This window comes from Cupriavidus lacunae, assembly GCF_003353055.1.
In the GTDB taxonomy this organism is placed as follows: domain Bacteria; phylum Pseudomonadota; class Gammaproteobacteria; order Burkholderiales; family Burkholderiaceae; genus Cupriavidus; species Cupriavidus lacunae.
This window is the reverse complement of sequence record NZ_QKWJ01000004.1, coordinates 21,385-43,279: the sequence shown is the minus strand read 5'-3', so window position 1 is coordinate 43,279 and position 21,895 is coordinate 21,385. Positions and strand designations below refer to the sequence as shown.

Here is a 21,895-nt window from a genome sequence, read left to right as displayed (position 1 = left end):
CCATGTTCGACCACCTGACCAATCCCGTACTGCTGGAAACCCGCGCCGGCATCCGCCGCTTTATCGATGAAGAGCTGCGCCCGCTGGAACAGGAGCTCGGCCTGGGCTCCGAAGACCCATGGCCGCGCGAGACCCTGCGCAATGTCTGGCGCCGTTCCAGCGAACTGGGCTTCTATGCCGCCTGCCTGCCGACATCGCTGGGCGGCAAGGGCCTGAACATCCAGGAGCAATGCGCGCTCAAGGCCGACCTGGCCGCCAGCGGCTCGACGCTGGCGGCGCACGTGCTGGGCGACCTGGGCGGGCCGCCGCGCGTGGGCAATATGCTCAAGTACGCCACCCCGGACCAGCTCAAGCGCTACTTCGAGCCCGTGATCCGCGGCGAAAAATCGACCTGCTTCGCGCTCACGGAAACGCATTCCGGCTCCGACGCGCAAAGCATCAAGACCTCGGCCGTGGCCGATGGCGACGCGCTGGTCATCAACGGCGGCAAGCACTACATCAGCGGCGCGCCGTTCGCGGATTTTGCCATCGTCATGTGCGTGACCGACGCCACCACCACGCCGCCCGCCATCACCGCGGTGCTGGTCGACCTGGACCTGCCGGGCGTGACGGTGAGCAATGAATACGTGCCGATGTCGGGCCAGCATATCGACGGCGACATCCGCTTCGAGAACGTGCGCGTGCCGCGCGCCAATATCTTTGGCGGTGAAGGCAACGGCTTCAAGCTGGGCATGTCCCGCATCAACGTGAACCGCCTACTGCACTGCCCCAGCATGCTGGGGCTGGCCACCAGGGCCTATGAATCGTCGCTGGCATACGCCGGCCAGCGCCGCCAGTTCGGCGGGCCGATTGCGCGTTTCCAAGCCATCCAGCACATGCTGGCCGACATGGCCGCCGCGCTGTGGGCCTGCGAAAGCATGATCGCGCATACCGCCGCGCTGGCCGATGCCGGTGCGGACCTGCGCATGAAGGCCGCCGCGTGCAAGCTCTTTGTCTCGGAGCGCTGCTTCGAGGTCGCGGACAAGGCCGTGCAGATCCACGGCAATGTCGGTGTCACGCGCGGCCATCCGGTGGAGCAGACCTTTCGCAAGCTGCGCATGTTCCGCATCTTCACCGGCACCAGCGAGATCCAGCGCAACACCATTGCGCGCGCCATCCTCGAACCGCTGCAGCAGCAGAAGGCCTGACCGTGCCGGCGGCGCGATCGCCGCCGGCATCAGGACAATTCGACAAGACCACGGAGACCACGCATGAACCGCCGAAACTGGCTTGCCACCGCCGGCGCCGCCGCGCTGGGCAGCCTGCTGCTGCCGGCCCGCGCCGCCATCGCTTCATCCAGCTACCCCAACCGCCCGATCCGCCTGATCGTTCCGTTTATCGCCGGCAGCACGCCCGACAACGTGGCCCGCACCCTGTCGGCAGAACTGGGCAAGAAGCTCGGCCAGCCGCTGGTGGTCGAGAACATGCCCGGCGCCGGCGGCATCATCGGCGCCAGCGCGCTGCGCCGTGCCGCGCCCGATGGCTATACGCTGGGTATCCTGGCCAACACGCACGTGATCAACGTGCATATGTACCGCAAGATGCCGTACGACCCGGCGCATGACTTCACGCCGATCACCGCCCTGTCCGGCGGACCGTCCGCGCTGGTGGTGCCGGTCTCGTCGCCCTACAAGACCGCTGCCGAACTGATCGCCGCAATGAAGAAAGCGCCGGGCAAGTTCAACTACGGCTCCGGCGGCAAGGGCAGCATCGCCCATCTTGCGGTGGAAACCATGCTGCACCAGACCGGCTGCGACGCCGTGCATATTCCCTACAAGGGCGCGCCGGAAATCATCACGGCCATGATGATGGGGCAAACCCAGTTCGGCATGCCGGTGCTCGGCACCGCGACGCAGTACGTGCGCAACAACCAGGTCAGGGTGCTCGCCGTCACCGCCGCCGCCCGTTCGCCCTTCTTCCCCGACGTGCCGACCATGGCCGAAGCCCTGCCGCCTGGCTTTGTCATCGACAACTGGAGCGGCCTGTTCGCGCCGGCCAACTTCCCGGCCGAACTGACGCAGAAGCTGCACGCCGCCGTCGGCGCCCTGCAGAGCGCCGGCGTGTTCGATGCCCAGCTCAAGGCCAATGCCGGCGAGCTGCGCCGCAGCGCCTCGCCCGCGCAGTTCGGCACCATGGTCGCCATCGACAACGCGCGTTTCGGCGACCTGATGAAGTCGATCGGCATGGTCGGCGACCTGGGCTGAGCCTCCTGCCCACCCCGCCGCACGCCGCCATCCGCGCGTGCGGCGCTCTCCCTCGCTTTCTTCTCGCAAAGGCCCGGCATGAAGCCAGAATGGTCCTGCCTCAAGGACGTCACCATCATCGACGTCAGCCAGTTGCTGCCCGGCCCGCACGCATGCAGCCTGCTGCGGCAACTGGGCGCCGATGTCATCAAGGTCGAACAGCCCGGCACCGGCGATACCGCACGGCAGCTTGGTCCGACGGTGTTTGCCCAGTTCAACCGTGGCAAGCGCTCGATCGCGCTGGACCTGAAGACCGATGCCGGCCGCGACGCTTTTCTCGAACTGGTCCGCAATGCCGACGCCGTGGTCGAAGGCTTCCGCCCCGGCGTGATGGCGCGGCTCGGGCTGGGCTATGAAGCGCTGGCAGCGGTCAATCCCGCCATCGTGATGTGCTCGGTGTCCGGCTTCGGTCAGACGGGTCCCTACGCCAGCCACGCCGGCCATGACCTGAACTACCTGGCGCTGGCCGGCTACTGGGCAACGCCGGTCCAGGTGCACGACACGGTCTCGCGCCCGCGCGTGCGGGTATCGGACTACGCTGCCTCCGGCTACGCGGCCCTGTCGCTTGCGGTAGCGATCATGAGTGCGCGCCAGAACGGACAGGGACAACATCTCGATGTCTCGATCCATGACGCGATCCTGTCGTGGACCGCCCATGGCGCGTGGGCAGCGCGCGGGCATGAGGCATCGCCGCAGGCATCCCCTACCGTGATGCCGGAGAACGATCTCTTTGAAACGCGCGATGGCCGGCATCTGGCGATGGGTATCCTGGAGAACAAGTTCTGGGTCAACCTGTGCGCGGCGCTGGGCGACGAGTTCCCTGCCCTGCGCGATCCGCGCTTTGCCACGCGTGCCGGGCGGCACGGGCACAAGGTGGAGGTCAATGATTTGATGGCGGCGATGTTCCGCACACGCGACCTGGCGGAGTGGGTGGCGTTCTTCGGGTCGCTGGATATTCCGTTCTCGCCGGTGCTGGGGGCGACGGATCTATTTCAGGATCCACATGTACGGGCTCGGGAAGTGGTACGGTCCGTGCCTGAGGAAGGCGGGATTACTGTGAATTTTCCGGTGAGGTTTTCGTTGGGGCTGCCGGAGGGGGAGGATTTTGTGGCTCAGGTGGGCGAGCACAACGCACCGGCATCCCCGACCTAAACCATCGGCACGAATGCCACGAATTCCATCGCAGCGCGTCCTGTCCAACGTGCCACGCGCCCTACGTGCCACGTTTCGAGGCAAGTCCGGCGTTCGACTTGCAGCAGTTAGCGTGCTTTATGCGATCCCAATAATTATTGGATTTCAATAATTAACAATATTTTGACCTTTGGCCCCGGGAAGCCTGGGCTGCTTCACCGAAGTCAGACACGGTCGTACCGCGTTTCAAGACTCAGCGATTTCCTACTCAATCGCGTTCCGGCAAGCTTCGCCCGCCCCTTCCGAATGCGACTTCTCTTATCGCCTGCATGACTCCGGCAGGAAATACTGACTGCGTCATCGGACCGCCGATGACCGGGCGTGGAACCGAGGTGTCTCCGGGCAGGAGTGTCGCATCCCATGCGGCACTCCTGCGTGCTCGCACGAACGCATCGTTCCATGGCGGGCCAGGCGAGGCAGCCGCAAGGCTGGCTGGTTCTCCCGGAGACTGGTTTCCACACTCGCTGTCTGGCCCGCCACCCTCACCTTCAAATGAGTGGCGCGCATTAACCTGGTAAGGAGTCAGTAATGGTCGATGCAATCGAAACCAACGCGTGCCTGCATGAAGTACTTGCTGGCATTGAAGGCGTACTCGTACTGCTGGAGCAGCAAAGCGTGCGCTCGGATGCGTGCTTCAGCGCGCTCTGCCTGCTTGAAATGGTGAAGGCAAAGCTGGATGCCTTGATGGCAGCTGGGCCGGGCTGCGGCCAAGGTCGAAGTGCCAGAGCCGGCTGCGCCTGTAATCAGGATGTACATGGGCTGCGCTGAGAGAGTGTCTGTACCGGGAGAAAGAGCGCCACGTACGGCAACCCCTGACCTCCGTAGTCGCCGCGGTTCAAAGCTGCTTGCGGTACACGACGAATCCGGATTTCTCCGCCACGGTATCGTAAAGGCGCATGGCGGTCGTATTCGTCTCGTGGGTCTGCCAGTACACTCTCTGCACGCCCAGTGTCTTCGCGCGCGCATAGACCTGCTCTATGAGTCGACGCGCGACGCCCTTTCCTCTTGCTCCCTCGGCAGTGAAAAGGTCCTGCAAATAGCAGCTCGGACTGAGTTGGATGGTGCTTCGGTGCAGGAGAAAATGCACCAGCCCAATCAACTCGCCGCCTTGTTCTGCAACTAACGCGTGCACCGGCTCATAGGCGTCGAAAAAACGTGACCAAGTCGTGAGCGTGATTTCCGCCGGCAAGGCGGTGACACCGTGCCGACCGTAGAACGCGTTATAGCCGTCCCAGAGAACTTTCCACGCAGGGAAGTCCTCCGGCTCGACGGCCCGGATTTTCACTGGTTCAGCGGCTGGATCGATCGCTTGCATTATTCTTCTTTCATTGGTGAAGGTCCGTGGCGCTGCGGAGAATGCGGCGTTCGGCTTGTTCCCTGCCGTCGCTTTGCTTGTGGCGTTGCCTGGCGGGGCGGCGCATCGGTTCCGGCGGTGTGGCGGCCCATGACTGGCAGGCCGACCGAGTGAAGCTTGATTGGCAGTCAGGATGATACTTCAGGCATAGTCCCGTTCCGGATACCCATCCTTGCCCCGCCCTTCCGGCGTGGTGTCCAGCAGGGCCCACAACGGGTCCAGGCCCGGGGCACCGCGCGGATCCATTCCCTCGCATTCAGTCATGAACGCGCACATGCCGCCTTCGCAGAACGTCAAAATTGCGAGTGCCCTTTGTTCGATGCGCTGCAACATATGTGCGCCAATTAACCAAATTGACATATTTCACATTGAGCAAGGCATGATCCGAATCTATACTCGCCGAATATGGATAAGTGCCTGCCAATCACTATTCTCTTACAAGAAAGCGTGGTGATGAACGAATTCGACGGCACCATCATTCACTTCCTGAACCAGTTTTCTTTCCGCTGGCCCTTCTTAGACCGCGCGGTGCTGGCCATGACCCAGTTCTATATGCTGCGCGGCGTACCCATGATCGCCTTGTTGTGGTGGATCTGGTTCCGCGACGGAGAGGACAAGCAGCGCGATCGTGAAATCGTGGTCACAGCGATCGTCGCTGGTTTTTGCGCGTTGGTGCTGGGGCGCCTCCTGGCTTCCTGGCTGCCATTCCGCGTCCGTCCCCTGGCCAACCCCGATGTAGGACTGCGTTTTCTCCTGGCCTCGGACGACGGCATGCGAACCTGGAGTTCATTCCCGAGCGACCACGCGATGTTGTGGTGCGCCGTGGCAACCGGCGTGATGGTCGCGTCCAGGCGAATTGGCATGCTGGCACTGGCGTATACCGTCCTGGTTATCTGCATGGCACGTGTTTTTGTCGGACTGCATTTTCCGACCGACGTGCTGTGCGGGGCCATACTCGGTGTATCCATTTGCCTGCTGCTGACTCAGACGCGGTACCGCAAGCCGATCGCCGCACCTGTCCTGAATTTCTCCGAACGGCACCAGGGTGTGTTCCAGGCAGGCATGTTCCTGCTGAGCTTTGGGCTGGTCACCAATTTCGAGGAGATCCGCGCGGTGGCCTCCTTCCTGATGAAGGTCAGCTGATCCTGTCCGGCGGCACTGCAGTGCCGAACTGCTTGCGGTAAGCAGACGGAGAAACGGCGAATGCCTGGGTGAAGTGCTGCCGCAAGGAAACGGCAGATCCAAACCCGACCCGTTCGGCAATCAGGTCGACACCCTTGTCAGTCGTCTCCAGCAAACGCTGGGCCGCCGTCAGTCGATGGTTCAGCATCCACTGCGTCACCGTCGTGCCGGTCTTCGCCTTGAAGCGCCTGGTGAAGTTGCGCCGGCTCATCCCGGCCTTGTCGGCAAGCCGGTCCAGGGTCAGCGGTTGCTCCAGGTTCTCGATGGCCCAGTCCAGGGTCGCGCTGAGTTTGTCCGCGCCGTCCGTCTCGGGCAGCGGCTGTTCGATGTACTGGGCCTGGCCGCCGTGCCGGTGCGGGGCAACGACCATGCGGCGGGCCACCCGGTTGGCGACCTCAGCGCCGTGATCGCGGCGTACCAGATGCAGGCAGCAATCCAGCGCGGCAGCCGTCCCGGCCGATGTCAGGATATCGCCATCGTCGATATACAGGGAATTGCGATCCAAGCGCACCGTAGGGTAGCGGCTCGCAAAATCGTCGGCCCACGCCCAGTGCGTGGCCGCCGTACGGCCGTCGAGCAGGCCCGCCTCGGCCACCACGAACGTGCCCAGGCAAAGCCCGGCAATCCGCGCGCCCCGTGCGCTGGCGGATTGCAGCGCCTCCACCAGGGCTTGCGGGGGGTGCTCCGCGGGATCGCGCCAGGCCGGCATGATGACGGTGTCCGCCTGTTCCAGCACCGAAAGGTCGTGCTCGACTTCAATCCGGAACCCGGACTTGGTTTGAATCAGTCCGGTCTTCTCGCCACAGATCACCAGCCGGTAGCGCGGCACGCCCAGCCTGGACAGGTCGTCGCCAAATACGATGCAGGGCACGGACAAATGGAAAGGGCTGATGCCTTCGAAGGCAATGACGGCGACGGTGTGCATCGCTTTCTCGCTGGCAGGGGGCGTTAGTCGGATGGCCTGGGTGGTATGGCCCTGGTTGGCCCGATTCTATCGGATGTTGTCCATCGGGCCACTTTCGGCGATTCAGGCCGCGTTGGAAACTACGTCCCATGCCGCGGTTGCGGCGATTGGGCGGCTGCCTCGCCAGCGGCGCCGCCCTGTTCTTCCCAATGTCGACGAGGACAAGCCATGAACCACCCGACTATTCGCACGATCGCCGGCGCACCGGCGCCCACCGCCATCGAAGCCGCCAGCAGCGCCTTGCTGGTCATCGACTTCCAGAACGAGTACTTCAGCGGCAAGATGCCGATTCCGGATGGACCACGCGCCCTGGGCAATGCACAGCGCCTGATCGCTCATGCGGACGCGGCCAGGATTCCTGTTTTCCACATCCAGCATGTGACGCCCGCTGGCAGCCCCATCTTTGCGGAACAGAGCGCCACCGTGGAATTCCACAGCGATCTGCAACCAGCCGCGCATCACACCGTCTTGCAGAAGACCTCAGTCAGCGTCTTCCCCACGACCGACCTGGACCAGCGCCTCAAGGCCGCCGGCATCAAGACCCTGATCATCACGGGGCTGATGACCCATGCCTGCGTGTCGGGCGCGGCGCGCGATGCGGTGCCGCTCGGATACGGCGTGATCGTGGCGGAGGATGCCTGCGCCACGCGGGACCTGGATACAGCCGGCGGCGTGGTGCCGCACCGGGACCTGCACCGTGCCGCGCTTGCCACCATTGCCGACACCTTCGGCGATATCCTGACGACCGAGCAGGTGCTGAAGCTGCCGATCGTCTGACCGGTAGCGGGCTGCCCCGGCGAAACGAAGTGAGTCGGGAGGAGTTGCCGGGCCCTGCCCGGCGTGGGTCAGCGGCTGACCGCGCGATGGATCGCGAGCGCCGCGGCCACCATGGCCTCGGCGGATTCCAGCGCGCGCGCCGGATCGTCGCGCTTGCGCACCCCGGCAGCGCTGGTGGCACGCGCTGCGCCGTCGGGGCTGGCGGAGAACTTCACCACGGTCAGTTCCTTGGCCGGGTTGATGTAGATCTTCTGGCCGAAGCGCCCGCTGGCCTCGATGCTGCCGTCGCCGTCGTTGCGCTGGAACCAGTAGTTGCGATAGCCATAGCCGTCGCGGCCCGGCATGGTATTGCCGCGCGCAAAGCGGGCCTGGTTGCCGGCCGGCTGCAGCGCGATACGCACCGCCGCCGGCGAGATCCCGCCCAAAGCATCGCCCGCCGCTGCCCGGCGCACGGCCTCGGCAAAGCGGGCGGCGTCGCGCAGTGTGGAATTCATCCCGCCGCTGGCCATTTCCGTGCCCTGGCGGTCCACCTGAGTGTAGGCATCATCGTCGGCAAAGCGCGACCACAGCCGCTCAGTCACCAGTTGCGCCCAGCTCTTGCCGGTAATGCGCCGCAGCGCCCATGCCACCGCTTCCGGCGAGCCGTTCTGGTAGTACCAGACGCCGCCCTCGCCGCCCGCATCGCGCCCGCCGGTGGCGTGGACCACCTTGAGGAAGTCATAGATGGTGTCCGGCGCATCCGGCTTGCTCGGCACGATCCCCACCGCCCCGAACAGCCCCAGGTCCGGCGGCAGCGCCTCCGGGTAGCCCACCGGCACCTCCATGTCCAAGTTCTGCTGCACCGTGGCCTCACCGAACGGATTACCGGCCAGCTCCGGCACGTACTGCGCCAGCCGGGCCTGCGGATCGAGCTTGCCCTCCTCGACCAGCATGGCGGCCAGCAGACCGGTGACGGACTTGGTCATCGAGGCCCAGATATGCGGCTGGTGAGGATCAAACCCCGCGAGGTAGCGCTCATACACGACCTTGCCCTGGTGCAGCACGATAAAGCCGTCGGTATGGGTATCGCGCAGGTAGTCGGCCAGCCGGATGGTGTTTCCCGCGATGGCAAACGTGGTGCCGTCCAGCCCGGTACCCGGCTGACCCGCCAGTGCCAGCGGCTGGCTGGCGTGCCGGATACCCGCCGTGAACGACATCTCGCGCGCATGCCGGAACGCCCAGCGCATATACGGCGGGCGCAGGCCGTTGCCGCGGCTGACTTGCTTGTCGGGCGGCGGCGGGAAGCCCTGCATGACCTCGTCCTCGGCAGCGGCCGACGGCTGGCCGCCGCCCTGCGCCAGCGACACGCTCATCGGCGTCACCAGCAGCGCCACCGCCAACCACACCAGACTGCGCCTGAATCCCGTCCCGCGCGACACCGTTTGCACTTGCATGCTGTCTCCATCCTTATCGAAGCGGCTGCACGCACGGTGCGCCGCCTTATGTGCATGAGATGCAAGCCCGCATGGCGCAGGCCGCGGGCGCCATGTTGCAGGCCGCGGGCCATGACCACAATGATGTATTCGGAATGGAGGCATAACCCGGTGGAATGTCGGGCGGTGGCAGCGGTGCCAGAAGTGTGCAGCGCAGCGATTGGCGCCGTTCAACTACACCGGCACCGCAAGCCGCATAATGGCGAAACCGCTCCTCCCCAACGTCCGCCATGCAGCTTCTAGACGCCCGCGTCCGCGACCTGCTCCGTCATCCGGGGCGCTTTGCCTGGCACACGCTCAGGCAGTTCCGCGCCAACCAGGGCCTGCTGCTGGCCGGTGCGGTGGCCTACTACGCGCTGCTGTCGATCGTGCCGCTGCTGATCCTGATGGTGATCGCACTGTCGCACGTGATCGAACCAGACCTGCTGCTGTCCACGCTCGCCCGCTACCTGGAGTGGGTGGTGCCGGGGCAGTCCAGGGCGCTGATCACCGAGCTGGCCGCCTTCCTGCGCAACCGCGGCACCATCGGCTGGGTGCTGCTTGGCACCATGCTGTTCTTCAGCTCGCTCGCCTTCACCGTGCTGGAGAATGCCATGTCGGTCGTCTTCGAACACCGCGTGGCAATCCGGCGCCGGCATTTCCTGGTCTCGGCGCTGCTGCCCTACTGCTACATCGCGGTACTGAGCGTGGGCCTGCTGCTGGTCACGGTGGTGTCAGGCAGCCTGCTGGCCATTGGCGAACGGCATGTGGAAGTGCTGGGCCACGACTGGTCGCTGGGCCGGCTCTCGACCGGCCTGCTCTACCTGCTCGGCTTCATTGGCGAGGTGCTGATGCTCACGTCGATCTACATGGTGATGCCGGTTGGCAGCCTGTCGCTGCGGCATGCACTGTGTGGCGCGGTGATTGCGGCGGTGCTGTGGGAGATCTCGCGCCATGTGCTGGCGTGGTACTTCACCACGCTGTCGCAAGTCAGCCGGGTCTATGGCTCGCTCACCACAGCGATCGTGGTGCTGCTGAGCCTGGAGATTGCCGCGACCTTGCTGCTGCTTGGGGCGCAGGTGATTGCGGAGTTCGAGCGCGGCAACTGGCACAGGCCGCCAGGCCCCGATGGCGCCCCGGGCGAGTTTCATACCTGACGGCCTGGCGGCATTGCCGCAGCACGCGCCTCAGGCCTGCGCGGCCGCCATGCAAGCACGGATAGTTTGTTCCGCCGCGGCGTCGAAGGCACCGATGAAGACCAGCGCCGAGCCGCGGAAGTCGCCTGATTCCGCTGGGCGCAGCCGTATCCTGCCGCCGACGAAGTGCACCTCATGCAGCCGTGGGTCGGTATCGAGGTGGACCAGTCCCTTGGCGCGAAGCAGGCGCACCGACACCGTCGCCAGCGCCTGCCGCAAGCGCGCCTTGTCGAAGCTGCGGGGAGTCTGGTAAGCGACGCTGCGGATGTCTGCGTGCGTGGCATCCGGGAAGCGCCGCCAGCCCGCGCCGCTCAGCAGCGACCCGGATCCCTGCGCTGGCGGCAAGGCCGCATCGACAAAGACAGACAAAGGCAGTTCGCCCGATTGCGCGATCAGGACCGCTGCGCGCGGTGCCAGCGCGCCCGCCGTGGCCGCGGCCTGCGCCACCGCCTCGGCCCGGGCCAGATCGGCCTTGGCCAGCACCACCACTGACGCGCCTGTGACTTGCCGCCGCACCATGTCGCCGACCAGCGGATCGCGCAGGCTGTCGTGCACGCCGGTCACGTCCAGCGCGACCAGCACCGCATTGAGCCGGAAGGCCGGATCCAGCAGGCCGACCTGGGCGATGCGCTGCGGGTCAGAGACACCACTGGCCTCGATCACCAGCAAGTCAGGCCGCTGCTCCCGCGCTGCGATGGCCACCAGCGCCTCGGCCAGCCGGCCGCCGATCGAGCAGCAGATACAGCCGTTCTCCAGCTGGATCACATCGTCGCTGCGCGCGCGGATCAGCGCGGCATCGATGTTGATCTCGCCGAAATCATTGACCAGCACCGCGATGCGGCGCCCTTGCGCGTTGGCCAGCAGGCGGTTGAGCAAGGTGGTCTTGCCGGCGCCAAGGTAGCCGCCGACAACCACCAGCGGGATCGGAGGCCGCGCGTTCATCGGGCCGGCGCCGGGAACACGCGCCCGCCCAGCACCGTGCCCCAGACGCGCACGTCCTTCAGGCATTCGGGCGCCACTGCGGTCGGGTCATCTTCCAGCACGGCAAAGTCAGCCAGCTTGCCCGGCGCGATGCTGCCGATGCGGTGATCGAGCTTCAGCGTATAGGCCGCGCCCATGGTGATGGCATAGAGCGCGTCTGCGACCGGCAGGCGCTCCGCTTCGCCCAGCACGCGGCCGGAAGCCGTCTGGCGCTGCACCGCGCACCACGCCGTGAAAAGCGGGTTCAGCGGCGTGATCGGTGCGTCGGAATGGATCGCGAACGGAATGCCCAGGCGCCGCGCCGTGCCTGCCGGGTTCATGCGCGCGGCCCACGCCGGTCCCACGGTCTGGCCGGCATGCGCATCGCCCCAGTAGTACAGGTGGTTGGAGAAGAAGTTGATGCACAGGCCCAGCCGCGCCGCGCGCGCCAGTTGCGCCTGGTCGGCCAGCTGGCAATGCTGCAGCGTATGGCGATGGTCCGCGCGCGGATGGCGTGACAGCATGGCTTCGAGCACGTCCAGCACCACCTCGGTCGCCTCATCGCCATTGGTGTGGATTTGCAGCGGCAGGCCGGCCAGGTGGAACGGCGTGAAGGCGTCGAGCAGTTGCTCGGGCGGGATCAGCCACAGGCCATTGGCCTGGCCGCCGGCATACCCCGGTGCGCGCAGGCGCGCGGTAAAGCCCTGGATCGAGCCGTCGACGATGAACTTGACCGGGCCGAAGTGCAGCTTGTCGGTGCCGGCCGCCGCGGCGGCCTGCACGCGCGCCGGCCCGCCCTGCGCATTGCGCTGTGGCGAGAACGCCGGAACGATGCGCAGTGGAAAGCCGGGCTCGGCAGTGACCGCCTGCAGCGTTTCCAGCCCCTTGGGCGACAGGTCGTTGACCAGGTCGGTCGCCGTGGTCACGCCAGCCAGTTGCGCCACGCGGCCGAAGCGGCGCACCGCCTCGGCGTTCTCGGCCGCCGCCAGCGACAGGCCGCTGCCCAGCACGCGCTGCACCGGGAACATCGCCGCGAACTCCTGCAGCTCGCCGGTGGGCAAGCCCTGCGCGTCCTTGTGCACGCCATCGATGTCGGTGTCCTCGTCGATACCGGCCAGCGCCAGCATGGCGGAATTGACGTTCATCAGATGCACGCTGGCATGCATCACCACGATGGGCCGCGAGGCAGACACGCGATCCAGCTCGCGCACCGAGAGCCGGCTCGCGCCGAAGTAGATCGGGTCAAAGCCCCAGGCCAGCAGCGGCGTATCCGCGTCGTGCAGCTGGCTTTGCGCGCCCGCCAGGCGGTCTATCACCTGCTCCAGCGTGCGCAGGCCGCGCCACAGCTTGCCGTCCGGGTCGCGGCGGTCGAAGTAGCCGACGTAGACCGCATCCCACATCGCGCCTTCCATCAGGTGGCAATGGCCTTCCACCAGTCCGGGCATCAGCACCTTGTCGCGAAAGGTGTCGACCTGCACCGCATCCGGCCAGCCGGCCATCTCGGCCGCGCCGCCCACGGCAAGGATCTTGCCGTCGCGCACCGCTACGTGGGTCGCCTCGGGCTGCCCGGCTTCCATCGTGAGGATCTTGCGCGCCACGATTACCTGCGTGCGCGCCGTGTCGTCTTGTGTCATGGATTGCATGCGTCCGGTCATTCAGGCTGCCTGCACGCGAGCCAGGCGGGGGGCGTAGTTCACCAGCGCGGTCACCAGCAGGTTCACGCCCAGGCTGATCAGCCCAAGGTTGATGCCGCCGAAATCGGCCTGCTGCACATACAGCACGATCGCCAGGGCCTGGCCGGCGACAATGCCAAGCGCAATCGCCAGTGGTCGCACCTTCAGCGAGAACAGGATCACCAGCACGCCAGGGAAGAACTGCGTCACGCCGTAGTAGGTGGTGTTGATCAGTGTCAGCATCAGGTTGGGCGTGGCCAGCGTCATGGCGATGGACAGCACCAGGTAGATCACGATCACCACCTTGGCACCCTGCTTCTGGCGCGCCTCGGGCATGCCCGGCAGCAGGTTGCGCGTGACGATCGGGCCGATCGCCAGGCAGATGCCGGCCAGCACCAGCAGGCCGGACAGCGCCGCGCCGGCAGCCACCAGGCCCAGCAGCCAGCCTGGCAGCAGCCGCACCGCCGCCGCGAAGAAGGCCTCATTGGGCGACGCGAGCTGCAGGTTCTGGCTGATGGCGTAGTACGACGCCAGCACCAGGAACGGATACATCAGCATGTACAGCGGCATGGCCACCTGTGTGCGCCGGATGGTGTTGGCGCTCTTGGCGGTGAAGAAGTTCTGCACCGCGAACGGCATCACGTAGAAGCCCAGCGCCTGGAACAGCATGGTGCTCATCGAGAAGCGCAGCTGGGTATCGCTCATCTGGTTGCTGACGTGCAAGCTGGCGGCATGGAATACGTCGCCAACGCCCGCCTTCCAGCCTACCGCCACGCCGGTGGCGACGATCGCCACCACCATCAGGATGTCCTTGAGGATGGCGATATAGGCCGATGCACGCACGCCGGAGATGGCGATGTAGGTAAAGGCCAGCGCGGCTGAGATCATCACCAGGTACACCGGATCGAACTCCCAGCCCAGCCCCTTCAGCGCGGCCACCAGCCCGGTGAACTGCAGCTGGCCCCAGGGCAGCAGGAACAGGATCGACGAGCCCGCCACGATCAGTTCGAGCGCGCGGCTGCCATAGTGGCCCTTGAACAGGTCAGGCAGCGTGATGGCGTTGTAGCGCGCGCCGGCCTGCCAGATCTTCGGGCCCAGGAAGTAGCCGAGCGGATAGGCCAGCAGGATGTAGCCGAGGAACCAGACGCCATAGGTCGGTCCCTTGGCATAGATGCCGCCCGGAAAGCCCACCATGGTGCCGATACTGTAGATCTCGCCCGCCGCCAGGAAGAACACCAGGAAGGCGCCGAACTGCCGCGACGCCACGAAGAAATCATGCATGCTCTGCGTGCCGCGGCCCTTTTTGGAGCGGATTGCGAGGTAGAGCGAGAAAACGATAAAGCCCAGGAATACTGCTGTGGTCATGGCCGGCTCCGGGTTCAGGCTTCGTGCGCCGCGTCGGCGGCGTGGCGGTCGAACAGCAGCCAGCACGCCAGCATGCAGGCGGAGGTCAGCACGAACCAGGCAAAGATCCAGGCGTAGATAAAGGGCACGCCGAGCACGAAGCGATCGACCGATGCCACCCAGGGCAGCATCCCGATCACGCCGATATACGGCAGGCCTAGGCCGATAAACAGCTTGAGCATGTCTTGTCTCCGGTTTCCGATGGACGGTTGGCGGTAGCCCTCGTTGGGGATCCGCTCTTGTGTTGCGCTCATCATAGGGAGCGCCGAGGTATGATTCAAATGCAAATGTTGAACCGCTCCCATAACAAACGCGCATGGTTTTCCGCATGGACACACAGAAACTTCTGCACCTGCTCGCCGTGGTCGAGCACGGCACCTTCTCCGAAGCGGCCCGTGCCGTACATCTGACGCAGCCGGCGCTAAGCCGCAGCATCCGCGCGCTGGAGGACGAACTGAAGGCGCCACTTTTTGACCGCGGCGCGCGGCGCGCGCGCCTGACGGTATTCGGCGAGCTGGTGGCCGACCGCGCGCGCCGCATGCGGCTGGAAGAGCGCCAGCTGCGGCGCGACCTGGACCTGCTGCGCGGCGGCGAGGAAGGTTCGCTGACGATCGGGGTGGCGCCCGCGCCTGCGGCGCTGCTGCTGACGCCGTTCCTGATCCACATGGCGCAGGCCCACCCGCGCATCAAGGTGCGCACCGAGACCGGCGCCACCAGCGCCCTGCTGGAGGCCCTGCGCAACGAGACCATCGACGCCATCGTCGGCGATGCCTATGTGCTGCGCGCGGCCGACGACATCGACGTGGAGCCACTGGGTGACCTGCCTGCGGGCCTGGTGTGCCGCGCCGGGCACCCGATCCTGCGCAAGCGCCACATCGATATCGAGACCATCCGCGCCTACCCGGTGGCGACCACCACGCTCAGCACCATCGTCAGCCGGCAACTGGCGGAACTATGGGGGCCGGGGGCCGCGCCGGACAAGCTCTTCACCCTGCATTGCGACAACCTCGACATGCTGCGCAGCGTGTCGCTGGCCAGCGACACGCTGCTGTTCGGCGTGCTGTCGATCACGCGGCAGGAACGCGCCGCCGGGCTGATGGCCGAAGTGCCGATGCCGCCCGATCCGCGCCGCTGCGGCCGCTATGGCATCGCGCGCATGGCGGCGCGCTCGCTGTCGCCGGCGCTGGAGGTGCTCTACGGGTTCACGCGCGAACACTGGAAGGAGCTGTCGTCCGAAGCCGGCGGTGCCAACGGGCGCCGCTGAAGCTACTGCATAGCGGCCACTGTTGTATGCTCCGCCCTGAACCATCGCCCGTGTCCCGCATGACCGAATCCACGCCAGACCGCCCTCGCCGCCTCACCATCCACGACGTCGCCCGCGCCGCAGGCGTGTCGCTGACCACGGTGTCGCACGCGCTCAACGACCGCGGCGTGCTGGACCCGGCCACCCGCGCGCGCGTCAAGCGCGTGGCCGCCGAGCTGGGCTACCGGCCCAGCGTGCGCGCGCAGCGGCTGCAGTCGGGCCGGGCCAACTGCATCGCACTGCTGTCGTCGATGCCGTTCGCGGTGGCGGGCGGCACGTCGCGGCTCGGGTTCATGATGGAGGTGGCGGCAATTGCCGCCGAGGCAGCCATGGGGCGCGGGCTGGGCGTGGTGCTGGTGCCGCCGCTGGAAGGCGCCGCGGGCCTGCTCGATACGCTGGATATCGACGGCGCGATCGTGATCGAGCCGATCGCGGGCGATCCGCATATCGCGCGGCTGCGCGAACGCGGCGTCAGCATCGTGTCGATCGGACGCGAGCCGCTGACCGATACGCCGGTGCCTTGCGTGGACCTGCAATCGGCCCTGACCGCGCAGTTGCTGCTGGAACATATGCACGGGCACGGGCGCCGGCATATTGGGCTGATGATCGGGGCGGCGCCGCGGCAATCGTATGTGGAAACCGAACGCGCTTACCGCGAGTTCACGCGGGCGATGGGCCTGCCCTGCCATGTCGTCAAGGCGGCCGAGGAACACGGTGAAGCCGCCGGCGCCGAAGCCTGCGCGCAATTGCTGGCGCAGATGCCGGCGCTCGATGCGCTGTGCGCGCCGGTGGATGCGTTTGCGGTGGGCGCCATGGCCCACCTGCAAGGGTTGGGCAAGCGCGTGCCCGACGATGTGCTGGTGGTGACGCGCTACGACGGCATCCGCGCCCGCAGCGCGCAGCCGCCGGTCACCGCGGTCAACCTGCACCTGGAGCGCGTGGCATCGCTGGCAGTGGAACTGCTGTTCGCGCACCTGTCCGGCGACCGCAGCCGCGACGTGATCACCGGCCCCGCGCCGGAACTGGTGGTGCGGGCATCCTCGACGCCTGGCGCCTAGCCGCGCAGCAGCACCACGGCACCCGAGACCAGCGCAAACACCAGCACGCCGATGCGCAGCATGCGCTGGTTGATGCGCTTGTGCACCAGGTGGCTGGCCACCATGCCGACGATCAGCACCGGCAGCAGCCCGATCGCATAGAGCACCTGCTCCATGCCGAGCCGGTTGCTCAATGCCAGCACCACCAGCGAGATCGTTTCACCGACCAGGAAGCACAGCGCCACGGTGGCGCGCAGCGTGGCCACCGGCGCATGCTGGTAAGCCAGCGCCAGCGGCGGGCCGCCGACACCGGTGGCGGTCTCGGTTACGCCGGTAATCAGGCCGGTGGAGGCGAAGGTCAGCCGCCCCGGTGTAAAGGCCGGCGCCAGCAAAGACACCACTGCCGCGGCAATGGTGCTGCCGCCGACCAGCGCGTTGAGCCACGCCATCGGCATCGCCACCAACACCCACAGCCCGCCGAAGGTGCCGGCCAGCCGCCCGGCACTGATCCAGCCGGCCCCGCGCAGGTCGATGGCATGGCGTTCGCGCCAGGCCACGTAAGCGTTGAGCGGCAGCATCGCCAGCAGCAGCGCGCCGGGCAGCATCGCCGGCGCGGCCAGCGCCAGCACCGGCACCACGATCAACGCGAAGCCCATGCCGGTCGCGCCCTGGACCAGCGCCCCGGTAAAGACCGCCACGCCGACGCTGAACAATGTCATGTCCATGGTCAGGATGCCTTTGTGCCAGCGTGGCGGGCGCGGTGCGCGTCCGCGGCGTCGTGCAGCTTGCGGATCGGGGCATTGGCAATGGTGTCCTCGGCCATGGCGTGGATAGCCCGCATCAGCGCGCGGGCGTCCCAGTCCGTGGGCCAGCCCTGCCACAGGCGCAGGCTGCCATCGACAAAGACCGCGCGGATCTGGTCGCGGTTGGCCAGGCGCACCAGCTCCCAGGTCAGGTCCCAGGACGGCGTCAGCTCCGGCACGTCCAGGTCGACCAGCAGGAAGTCGGCGCGCTTGCCGGCGGCGATCTCGCCGGTCAGGGCGCCCAGGCCCGCCACATCGGCCGCGTCGTGCGTGGCCATGTCGACCCAGCGCCAGCCCGCGCCGCAGGAGGAATCGCCCACGCCGATGCCGAAGGCGAAGCGCTGCGCGGCCTCGGCATAGTCCAGCAGGCGGAAGCCGTCGCTGCGGGTGCCGTCGGTGCCCAGGCCCAGGCGCACGCCAAAGGTGGCCATGGTCTCTGCCGGCGCCACGGCGTTGCCCTTCCAGGCGCTGGCCACGGGGTTGTAGGCCACGGCCGTGCCGGTGTCGGCCAGCAGCCGGATCTCCTGCGGCGTTACCAGCGTGGCATGCGCCAGCAGCGCAGCCGGGCCCAGTGCGCCGACTGCGGCAAGATGTTCGATCGGACGGCGCCCGCATGCATTGAGCGAACGCTCCACCGCCACCAGGTGCTCATTGGCGTGCGTCTGGAAGACGCGGCCGGACTCGGCGCACAGCTGGTAGACGTGGTGCAGCATCGCGTCAGAGGCCACCTCGGGGATCGAGATCGCCAGCGACGGGGCCACCAGCGGATCGCTGGCGTACTTGTCCAGGTGCGCGGCGGCGCGGCGCAGGATCGGCGCGGCATCGAGCGTTTCCGCGCCGGGCTTGTCGTTGCAGATCAGGCCCAGCACACAGCGCACGCCGGCATCGGTGACCGCGCGCGCGACCGCATCCAGACCGGCATCGCTGCGCGTGCCGGCATCGACCACGGTGGTGAAGCCGCCGCGCAGCGCCTCCAGCGCCGCCAGCTTGGACGACAGGTACAGGTGCTCCGCCTTCAGGCTGCCCTCCAGCGGCACCCACACGCGCCGGAAGATCTCCGACGGCTCGCCAAACACCAGCGACTTGCCGAACGACTGCGTCAGGTGGTGGTGCGTGTCGATCATGCCCGGCATCAGCAGCATGCGCGGCAGCGGCAGGGTTTCCAGTCCAGGGAAGCGCGCGGCGACTTCCTCGGCCGTGCCGACGGCCGTAAAGCGGCCGTCCTCCACCACCACCGCGTGGCCGCGCACCGCGCCCTGACGCAGCAGGGTCCATTCCGGCAGCAGGATGCACTGGCGTTCGAAGCTTTCCGGCCGTATCGCCGGGTTCAGGTCGCCGGGCCAGGCCGGCGTCGATGCATAACGTTCAGTCATTGCGATTCAGAAAGCAGGGTCAATGCATGGCGGCGGCATCGTCGCGGCCTAAGGCGCCCGCTGCCGCGGCCCGCAGACCGGTATGGAAAAACAGGAAGTTGAGCAGCGCCGCGGTGATGGCGCCCATCGCCACGCCATTGCCCACCAGGATGCGCAGGTTGCCGGGCAGCCCGCCATAGATGCCGGGCACCAGGATCGGCAGCAAACCCACGGCCTGCGCCACGGCCACCACGTACATATTGGCGTGGTCGCGCAGGTCCACCTTGCGCAGCATGTCGATGCCCATGGTGCCGACGATGCAGAACACCACCAGCCCGGTGCCGCCGACCACGGCCTCGGGGATCGCGCTGATCAGCGACGACACCGGCACCAGCAGCCCGAACACCACCAGGATCGCGCCCGACATCGCCGTGACAAAACGCGAGCGCACGCCGGTGGCACGCACGATGCCGATGTTCTCGCCGCTGGTGATGATCAGCGAGGTGCCGAACACACCGCCCAGCAGCGACGTCAGCGCATCGGCGCGGATGGTGCGCGGCACGTCGCGCTGCTGGTCCACCGGCCGGCCCACGGCATCGCTGATCGCCAGCGTCTGGCCGGTGGCCTCCACCATCGAGATCACGGCAAACACCATCAGCGGAATCGCGGCCACCACATCGAAATGCGGCCACCCGAACGGGAATGGCGTGGGCAGCGCGAACACCGGCGACATCGACACATGGCCAGGGTGGAACGCGCCAGCCAGCCCCGCGACCAGCGCACCGCCCAGCAGCCCGACCAGGATCGCCAGTTGCGCCAGCATGCCCGACAGCAGGCGCGATGCCGCCACCGTGCAGGCAATGGTGGCAAACGCCAGCAGCAGGTTGAGCGGGTCCACCGTGCTGCCCGCGGCGGGATGGCCGGCAACCAGCTTGCCCGAGACCTGTGCCAGGTTGATCGCCACCAGCAACAGCATCGTCCCCACCACTACCGGCGGGAAATAGCGCAGGCAGCGCCGGAATACCGGCAGCACGCAGAAATAGAAAACGCCGGTCAGGATCACCGCGCCGGCCGCGGTCTGCACATCGGTCTGCTGCGCGATCAGGATAAACAGCACGATCGGCGCGCCGCCCGGCAGCATCACAAACGGCAGCCGGGCACCGAGGCCCCGCTTGCCCAGCGACTGCAGCAGCGTGCCCAGGCCGCAGACCACAAAGGTGGCGCTGAGCAATTGCACCGCCAGCGCGGGCGGGAAGTTCAGCGCCTTGCTCATCAGGAAGACCGACGCGATCGGCGACGCGGCCATGACCAGTACGTGTTGAAGCCCGAAGACAAACAGGCGCCGCCATGGCAGCCGTTCATCCACCGGCGCGGGGACGGGGTGGGACATGCTTTGCTCCTCGTTTGGTGTGTGGGCGTTGTGCCGGTGGCGTGCCAGCCACTTGCTGCGTCTGTGCGCAATTCGCCGCAGATGTTATCGATTTCCGCTAACAAAAACGTTTTTGTAAGTGTAGGGAAACGATATTCCCGATGCAAGCGGTTTCTTGACGCGGTGCCTGTGGTCTTCCCCTATATTGATTGAATCGATAAGTGCTAGCGGCAAAACACGTTTCACAAGTTGACGCAGGGGCCTCAAAGTACGCGCCATCGCGCCTTGCGCCACACAACACGCCTGAAGGAGACGCCCCATGCGAGACAAGAACAGTCCGGCGGAATCTGCCGACCACGCCCGGCCGCTACCGGCCCGGCGCCGCTTCGTCCAGGGCGCGGGCCTGCTCGCGCTCAGCGCCTCCCCGCTCGGGGCGCTGGCCGCCCAGGCCGCGCGCGTCAGCGACGGCGTCACGCTGGCCGATGGCCCCCGCCAGCTCGTGCGCTACCCGGGCAAGCGCCCGCTGGTGCGCGTCACCACCCGGCCGCCCCACCTTGAGACGCCCTTCTCCGCGTTCAACGAGGGGCCGATCACCGCCAACGACGCCTTCTTCGTGCGCTACCACCTGGCCAACATTCCGCTGTCGGTGGACCTTGCCACCTTCCGCCTGACGGTCGGCGGCCATGTCGACAAGCCGCTGACGCTGTCGCTCGATGAGCTGAAGCGGCTGGCCGACCCGGTGGAGATCGTCGCCGTGAACCAGTGTTCAGGCAACAGCCGCGGCTTCTCCGAGCCGCGTGTGTTCGGCGCGCAACTGGCCAACGGCGCGATGGGCAATGCACGCTGGACCGGCGTGCCGCTGCGCAAGGTGCTGGAGCAGGCGGGCGTCAAGGCCGGGGCCAAGGTGGTCACGTTCAACGGGCTCGATACGCCGGTGCTGCCGAGCACACCGGACTACCGCAAGTCGCTGGATATCGCCCATGCCATGAACGGTGAGCCGATGCTGGCCTGGGGCATGAACGGGGAAGACCTGCCTCTCCTCAACGGTTACCCGCTCAAGCTGGTGGTGCCCGGCTACTTCGGCACCTACTGGGTCAAGCATGTGTTCGAGATCGAGGTGCTGGATCACCCCTTCGAAGGCCATGATGCGTTCTTCATGACCACCGGCTACCGCGTGCCGGACAACGACTGCCAGTGCGTGGCACCCGGCACGCCGGCGGCCAAGACGCGGCCGATCTCGACGCTGGCGGTACGCAGCTTCATCACCAGCGTGGGCACCGGCGGCGTGCTGCCTGCCGGGCGCACGGTGGAACTCAAGGGCATTGCCTTCGATGGCGGGTCCGGCATCCGCGGCGTCGAGGTCTCGGTGGACGGCGGGCAGAACTGGCAGGCCGCCACGCTGGGGCAGGACCTGGGCCGCTTCTCGTTCCGCGCCTGGCAGCTGCCGGTGAAGTTCGCGCGCAAGGGCCAGGCCGTGCTGATGGTGCGCGCCACCAGCAACCAGGGCGAGGTGCAGCCCGCCAAGGCCAACTGGAACCCGGCCGGCTATCGCCGCAACGTCATTGAATCCACGCCGGTCACCATTGCCTGAGGAGCG

General features: G+C 66.8%; 21 protein-coding genes. 10 read left to right on the top strand and 11 right to left on the bottom strand.

What is annotated here, in order from left to right; genetic code table 11:
- Positions 1-2 precede the first annotated feature (2 nt).
- The 4 genes from DN412_RS05090 to DN412_RS05075 all read left to right on the top strand — a co-directional run bounded on the left by DN412_RS05090 (position 3) and on the right by DN412_RS05075 (position 4,241).
- Positions 3-1,187: an acyl-CoA dehydrogenase family protein gene (locus DN412_RS05090; protein WP_115013506.1), complete on the top strand. Its 1,185-nt coding sequence runs from the start codon at positions 3-5 to the stop codon at positions 1,185-1,187.
- Between the two features lie 63 nt (positions 1,188-1,250).
- On the top strand, positions 1,251-2,243 hold the full coding sequence (locus tag DN412_RS05085) for a tripartite tricarboxylate transporter substrate binding protein (RefSeq protein ID WP_115013505.1): 993 nt from the start codon (positions 1,251-1,253) through the stop codon (positions 2,241-2,243).
- A gap of 78 nt (positions 2,244-2,321) precedes the next feature.
- Complete coding sequence (locus tag DN412_RS05080; RefSeq protein ID WP_115013504.1) at positions 2,322-3,434, top strand: CaiB/BaiF CoA transferase family protein; 1,113 nt, start codon at positions 2,322-2,324, stop codon at positions 3,432-3,434.
- A gap of 567 nt (positions 3,435-4,001) precedes the next feature.
- Complete coding sequence (locus DN412_RS05075; protein ID WP_115013503.1) at positions 4,002-4,241, top strand: hypothetical protein; 240 nt, start codon at positions 4,002-4,004, stop codon at positions 4,239-4,241.
- A gap of 67 nt (positions 4,242-4,308) precedes the next feature.
- Here the strand turns inward: DN412_RS05075 and DN412_RS05070 are convergent, their stop codons facing one another.
- Positions 4,309-4,788, bottom strand: a complete 480-nt coding sequence (locus tag DN412_RS05070) for a GNAT family N-acetyltransferase (RefSeq protein ID WP_115013502.1) — start codon at positions 4,786-4,788, stop codon at positions 4,309-4,311.
- 180 nt (positions 4,789-4,968) lie between these two features.
- Entirely contained in the window at positions 4,969-5,160 is a 192-nt protein-coding gene (locus DN412_RS45810; RefSeq protein ID WP_425267398.1) for a hypothetical protein, read from the bottom strand.
- A 120-nt stretch (positions 5,161-5,280) separates the two neighbouring features.
- On the opposite strand from DN412_RS45810, the gene DN412_RS05060 reads away from it, so the two are divergent.
- The gene (locus tag DN412_RS05060; RefSeq protein ID WP_115013500.1) at positions 5,281-5,970 is read left to right on the top strand and encodes a phosphatase PAP2 family protein; all 690 of its coding nucleotides are present in this window, start codon (positions 5,281-5,283) and stop codon (positions 5,968-5,970) included.
- Here the strand turns inward: DN412_RS05060 and DN412_RS05055 are convergent.
- Positions 5,963-6,934, bottom strand: coding sequence for a GlxA family transcriptional regulator (locus DN412_RS05055; RefSeq protein ID WP_115013499.1), 972 nt, complete (start codon positions 6,932-6,934; stop codon positions 5,963-5,965). The genes DN412_RS05060 and DN412_RS05055 overlap by 8 nt on opposite strands.
- A gap of 207 nt (positions 6,935-7,141) precedes the next feature.
- Here DN412_RS05055 and DN412_RS05050 point away from each other — a divergent pair, with 207 nt between their 5' ends.
- Positions 7,142-7,750, top strand: coding sequence for a cysteine hydrolase family protein (locus DN412_RS05050; protein WP_115013498.1), 609 nt, complete (start codon positions 7,142-7,144; stop codon positions 7,748-7,750).
- A gap of 68 nt (positions 7,751-7,818) precedes the next feature.
- On the opposite strand, the gene DN412_RS05045 is transcribed toward DN412_RS05050, so the two are convergent.
- On the bottom strand, positions 7,819-9,183 hold the full coding sequence (locus tag DN412_RS05045; RefSeq protein WP_115013497.1) for a serine hydrolase domain-containing protein: 1,365 nt from the start codon (positions 9,181-9,183) through the stop codon (positions 7,819-7,821).
- Between the two features lie 269 nt (positions 9,184-9,452).
- On the opposite strand from DN412_RS05045, the gene DN412_RS05040 reads away from it, so the two are divergent.
- Positions 9,453-10,358, top strand: coding sequence for a YihY/virulence factor BrkB family protein (locus tag DN412_RS05040; RefSeq protein ID WP_115013496.1), 906 nt, complete (start codon positions 9,453-9,455; stop codon positions 10,356-10,358).
- Between the two features lie 30 nt (positions 10,359-10,388).
- On the opposite strand, the gene DN412_RS05035 is transcribed toward DN412_RS05040, so the two are convergent.
- The 4 genes from DN412_RS05035 to DN412_RS05020 are packed head-to-tail and all read right to left on the bottom strand — an operon-like array spanning position 10,389 to position 14,616.
- Entirely contained in the window at positions 10,389-11,339 is a 951-nt protein-coding gene (locus tag DN412_RS05035) for a CobW family GTP-binding protein (RefSeq protein WP_115013495.1), read from the bottom strand.
- The gene (locus DN412_RS05030; protein ID WP_425267397.1) at positions 11,336-13,000 is read right to left on the bottom strand and encodes an amidohydrolase; all 1,665 of its coding nucleotides are present in this window, start codon (positions 12,998-13,000) and stop codon (positions 11,336-11,338) included. The genes DN412_RS05035 and DN412_RS05030 overlap by 4 nt, the downstream gene beginning before the upstream one ends.
- Positions 13,001-13,012: 12 nt before the next feature.
- Complete coding sequence (locus DN412_RS05025) at positions 13,013-14,395, bottom strand: sodium:solute symporter family protein (RefSeq protein WP_115013494.1); 1,383 nt, start codon at positions 14,393-14,395, stop codon at positions 13,013-13,015.
- A gap of 14 nt (positions 14,396-14,409) precedes the next feature.
- Positions 14,410-14,616: a DUF3311 domain-containing protein gene (locus DN412_RS05020; RefSeq protein WP_115013493.1), complete on the bottom strand. Its 207-nt coding sequence runs from the start codon at positions 14,614-14,616 to the stop codon at positions 14,410-14,412.
- A 146-nt stretch (positions 14,617-14,762) separates the two neighbouring features.
- On the opposite strand from DN412_RS05020, the gene DN412_RS05015 reads away from it, so the two are divergent.
- Together DN412_RS05015 and DN412_RS05010 are read left to right on the top strand one after the other, a co-directional pair.
- The gene (locus DN412_RS05015; RefSeq protein ID WP_115013711.1) at positions 14,763-15,698 is read left to right on the top strand and encodes a LysR family transcriptional regulator; all 936 of its coding nucleotides are present in this window, start codon (positions 14,763-14,765) and stop codon (positions 15,696-15,698) included.
- A gap of 59 nt (positions 15,699-15,757) precedes the next feature.
- Positions 15,758-16,795, top strand: coding sequence for a LacI family DNA-binding transcriptional regulator (locus tag DN412_RS05010; protein WP_115013492.1), 1,038 nt, complete (start codon positions 15,758-15,760; stop codon positions 16,793-16,795).
- Here the strand turns inward: DN412_RS05010 and DN412_RS05005 are convergent.
- Genes DN412_RS05005 through DN412_RS04995 form a run of 3 tightly spaced genes read right to left on the bottom strand, consistent with a single transcriptional unit; the run spans position 16,792 to position 20,319 of the window.
- A complete protein-coding gene (locus DN412_RS05005; protein ID WP_078199578.1) occupies positions 16,792-17,499 on the bottom strand; it encodes a sulfite exporter TauE/SafE family protein in 708 nt (235 codons plus the stop codon). The genes DN412_RS05010 and DN412_RS05005 overlap by 4 nt on opposite strands.
- 2 nt (positions 17,500-17,501) lie before the next feature.
- Complete coding sequence (locus DN412_RS05000) at positions 17,502-18,950, bottom strand: amidohydrolase family protein (RefSeq protein ID WP_115013491.1); 1,449 nt, start codon at positions 18,948-18,950, stop codon at positions 17,502-17,504.
- Positions 18,951-18,969: 19 nt separating this feature from the next.
- On the bottom strand, positions 18,970-20,319 hold the full coding sequence (locus tag DN412_RS04995) for a uracil-xanthine permease family protein (RefSeq protein WP_115013490.1): 1,350 nt from the start codon (positions 20,317-20,319) through the stop codon (positions 18,970-18,972).
- A gap of 298 nt (positions 20,320-20,617) precedes the next feature.
- Here DN412_RS04995 and sorA point away from each other — a divergent pair, with 298 nt between their 5' ends.
- Entirely contained in the window at positions 20,618-21,889 is a 1,272-nt protein-coding gene (sorA, locus tag DN412_RS04990; RefSeq protein ID WP_115013489.1) for a SorA family sulfite dehydrogenase catalytic subunit, read from the top strand.
- The last annotated feature ends 6 nt before the right edge of the window (positions 21,890-21,895 follow it).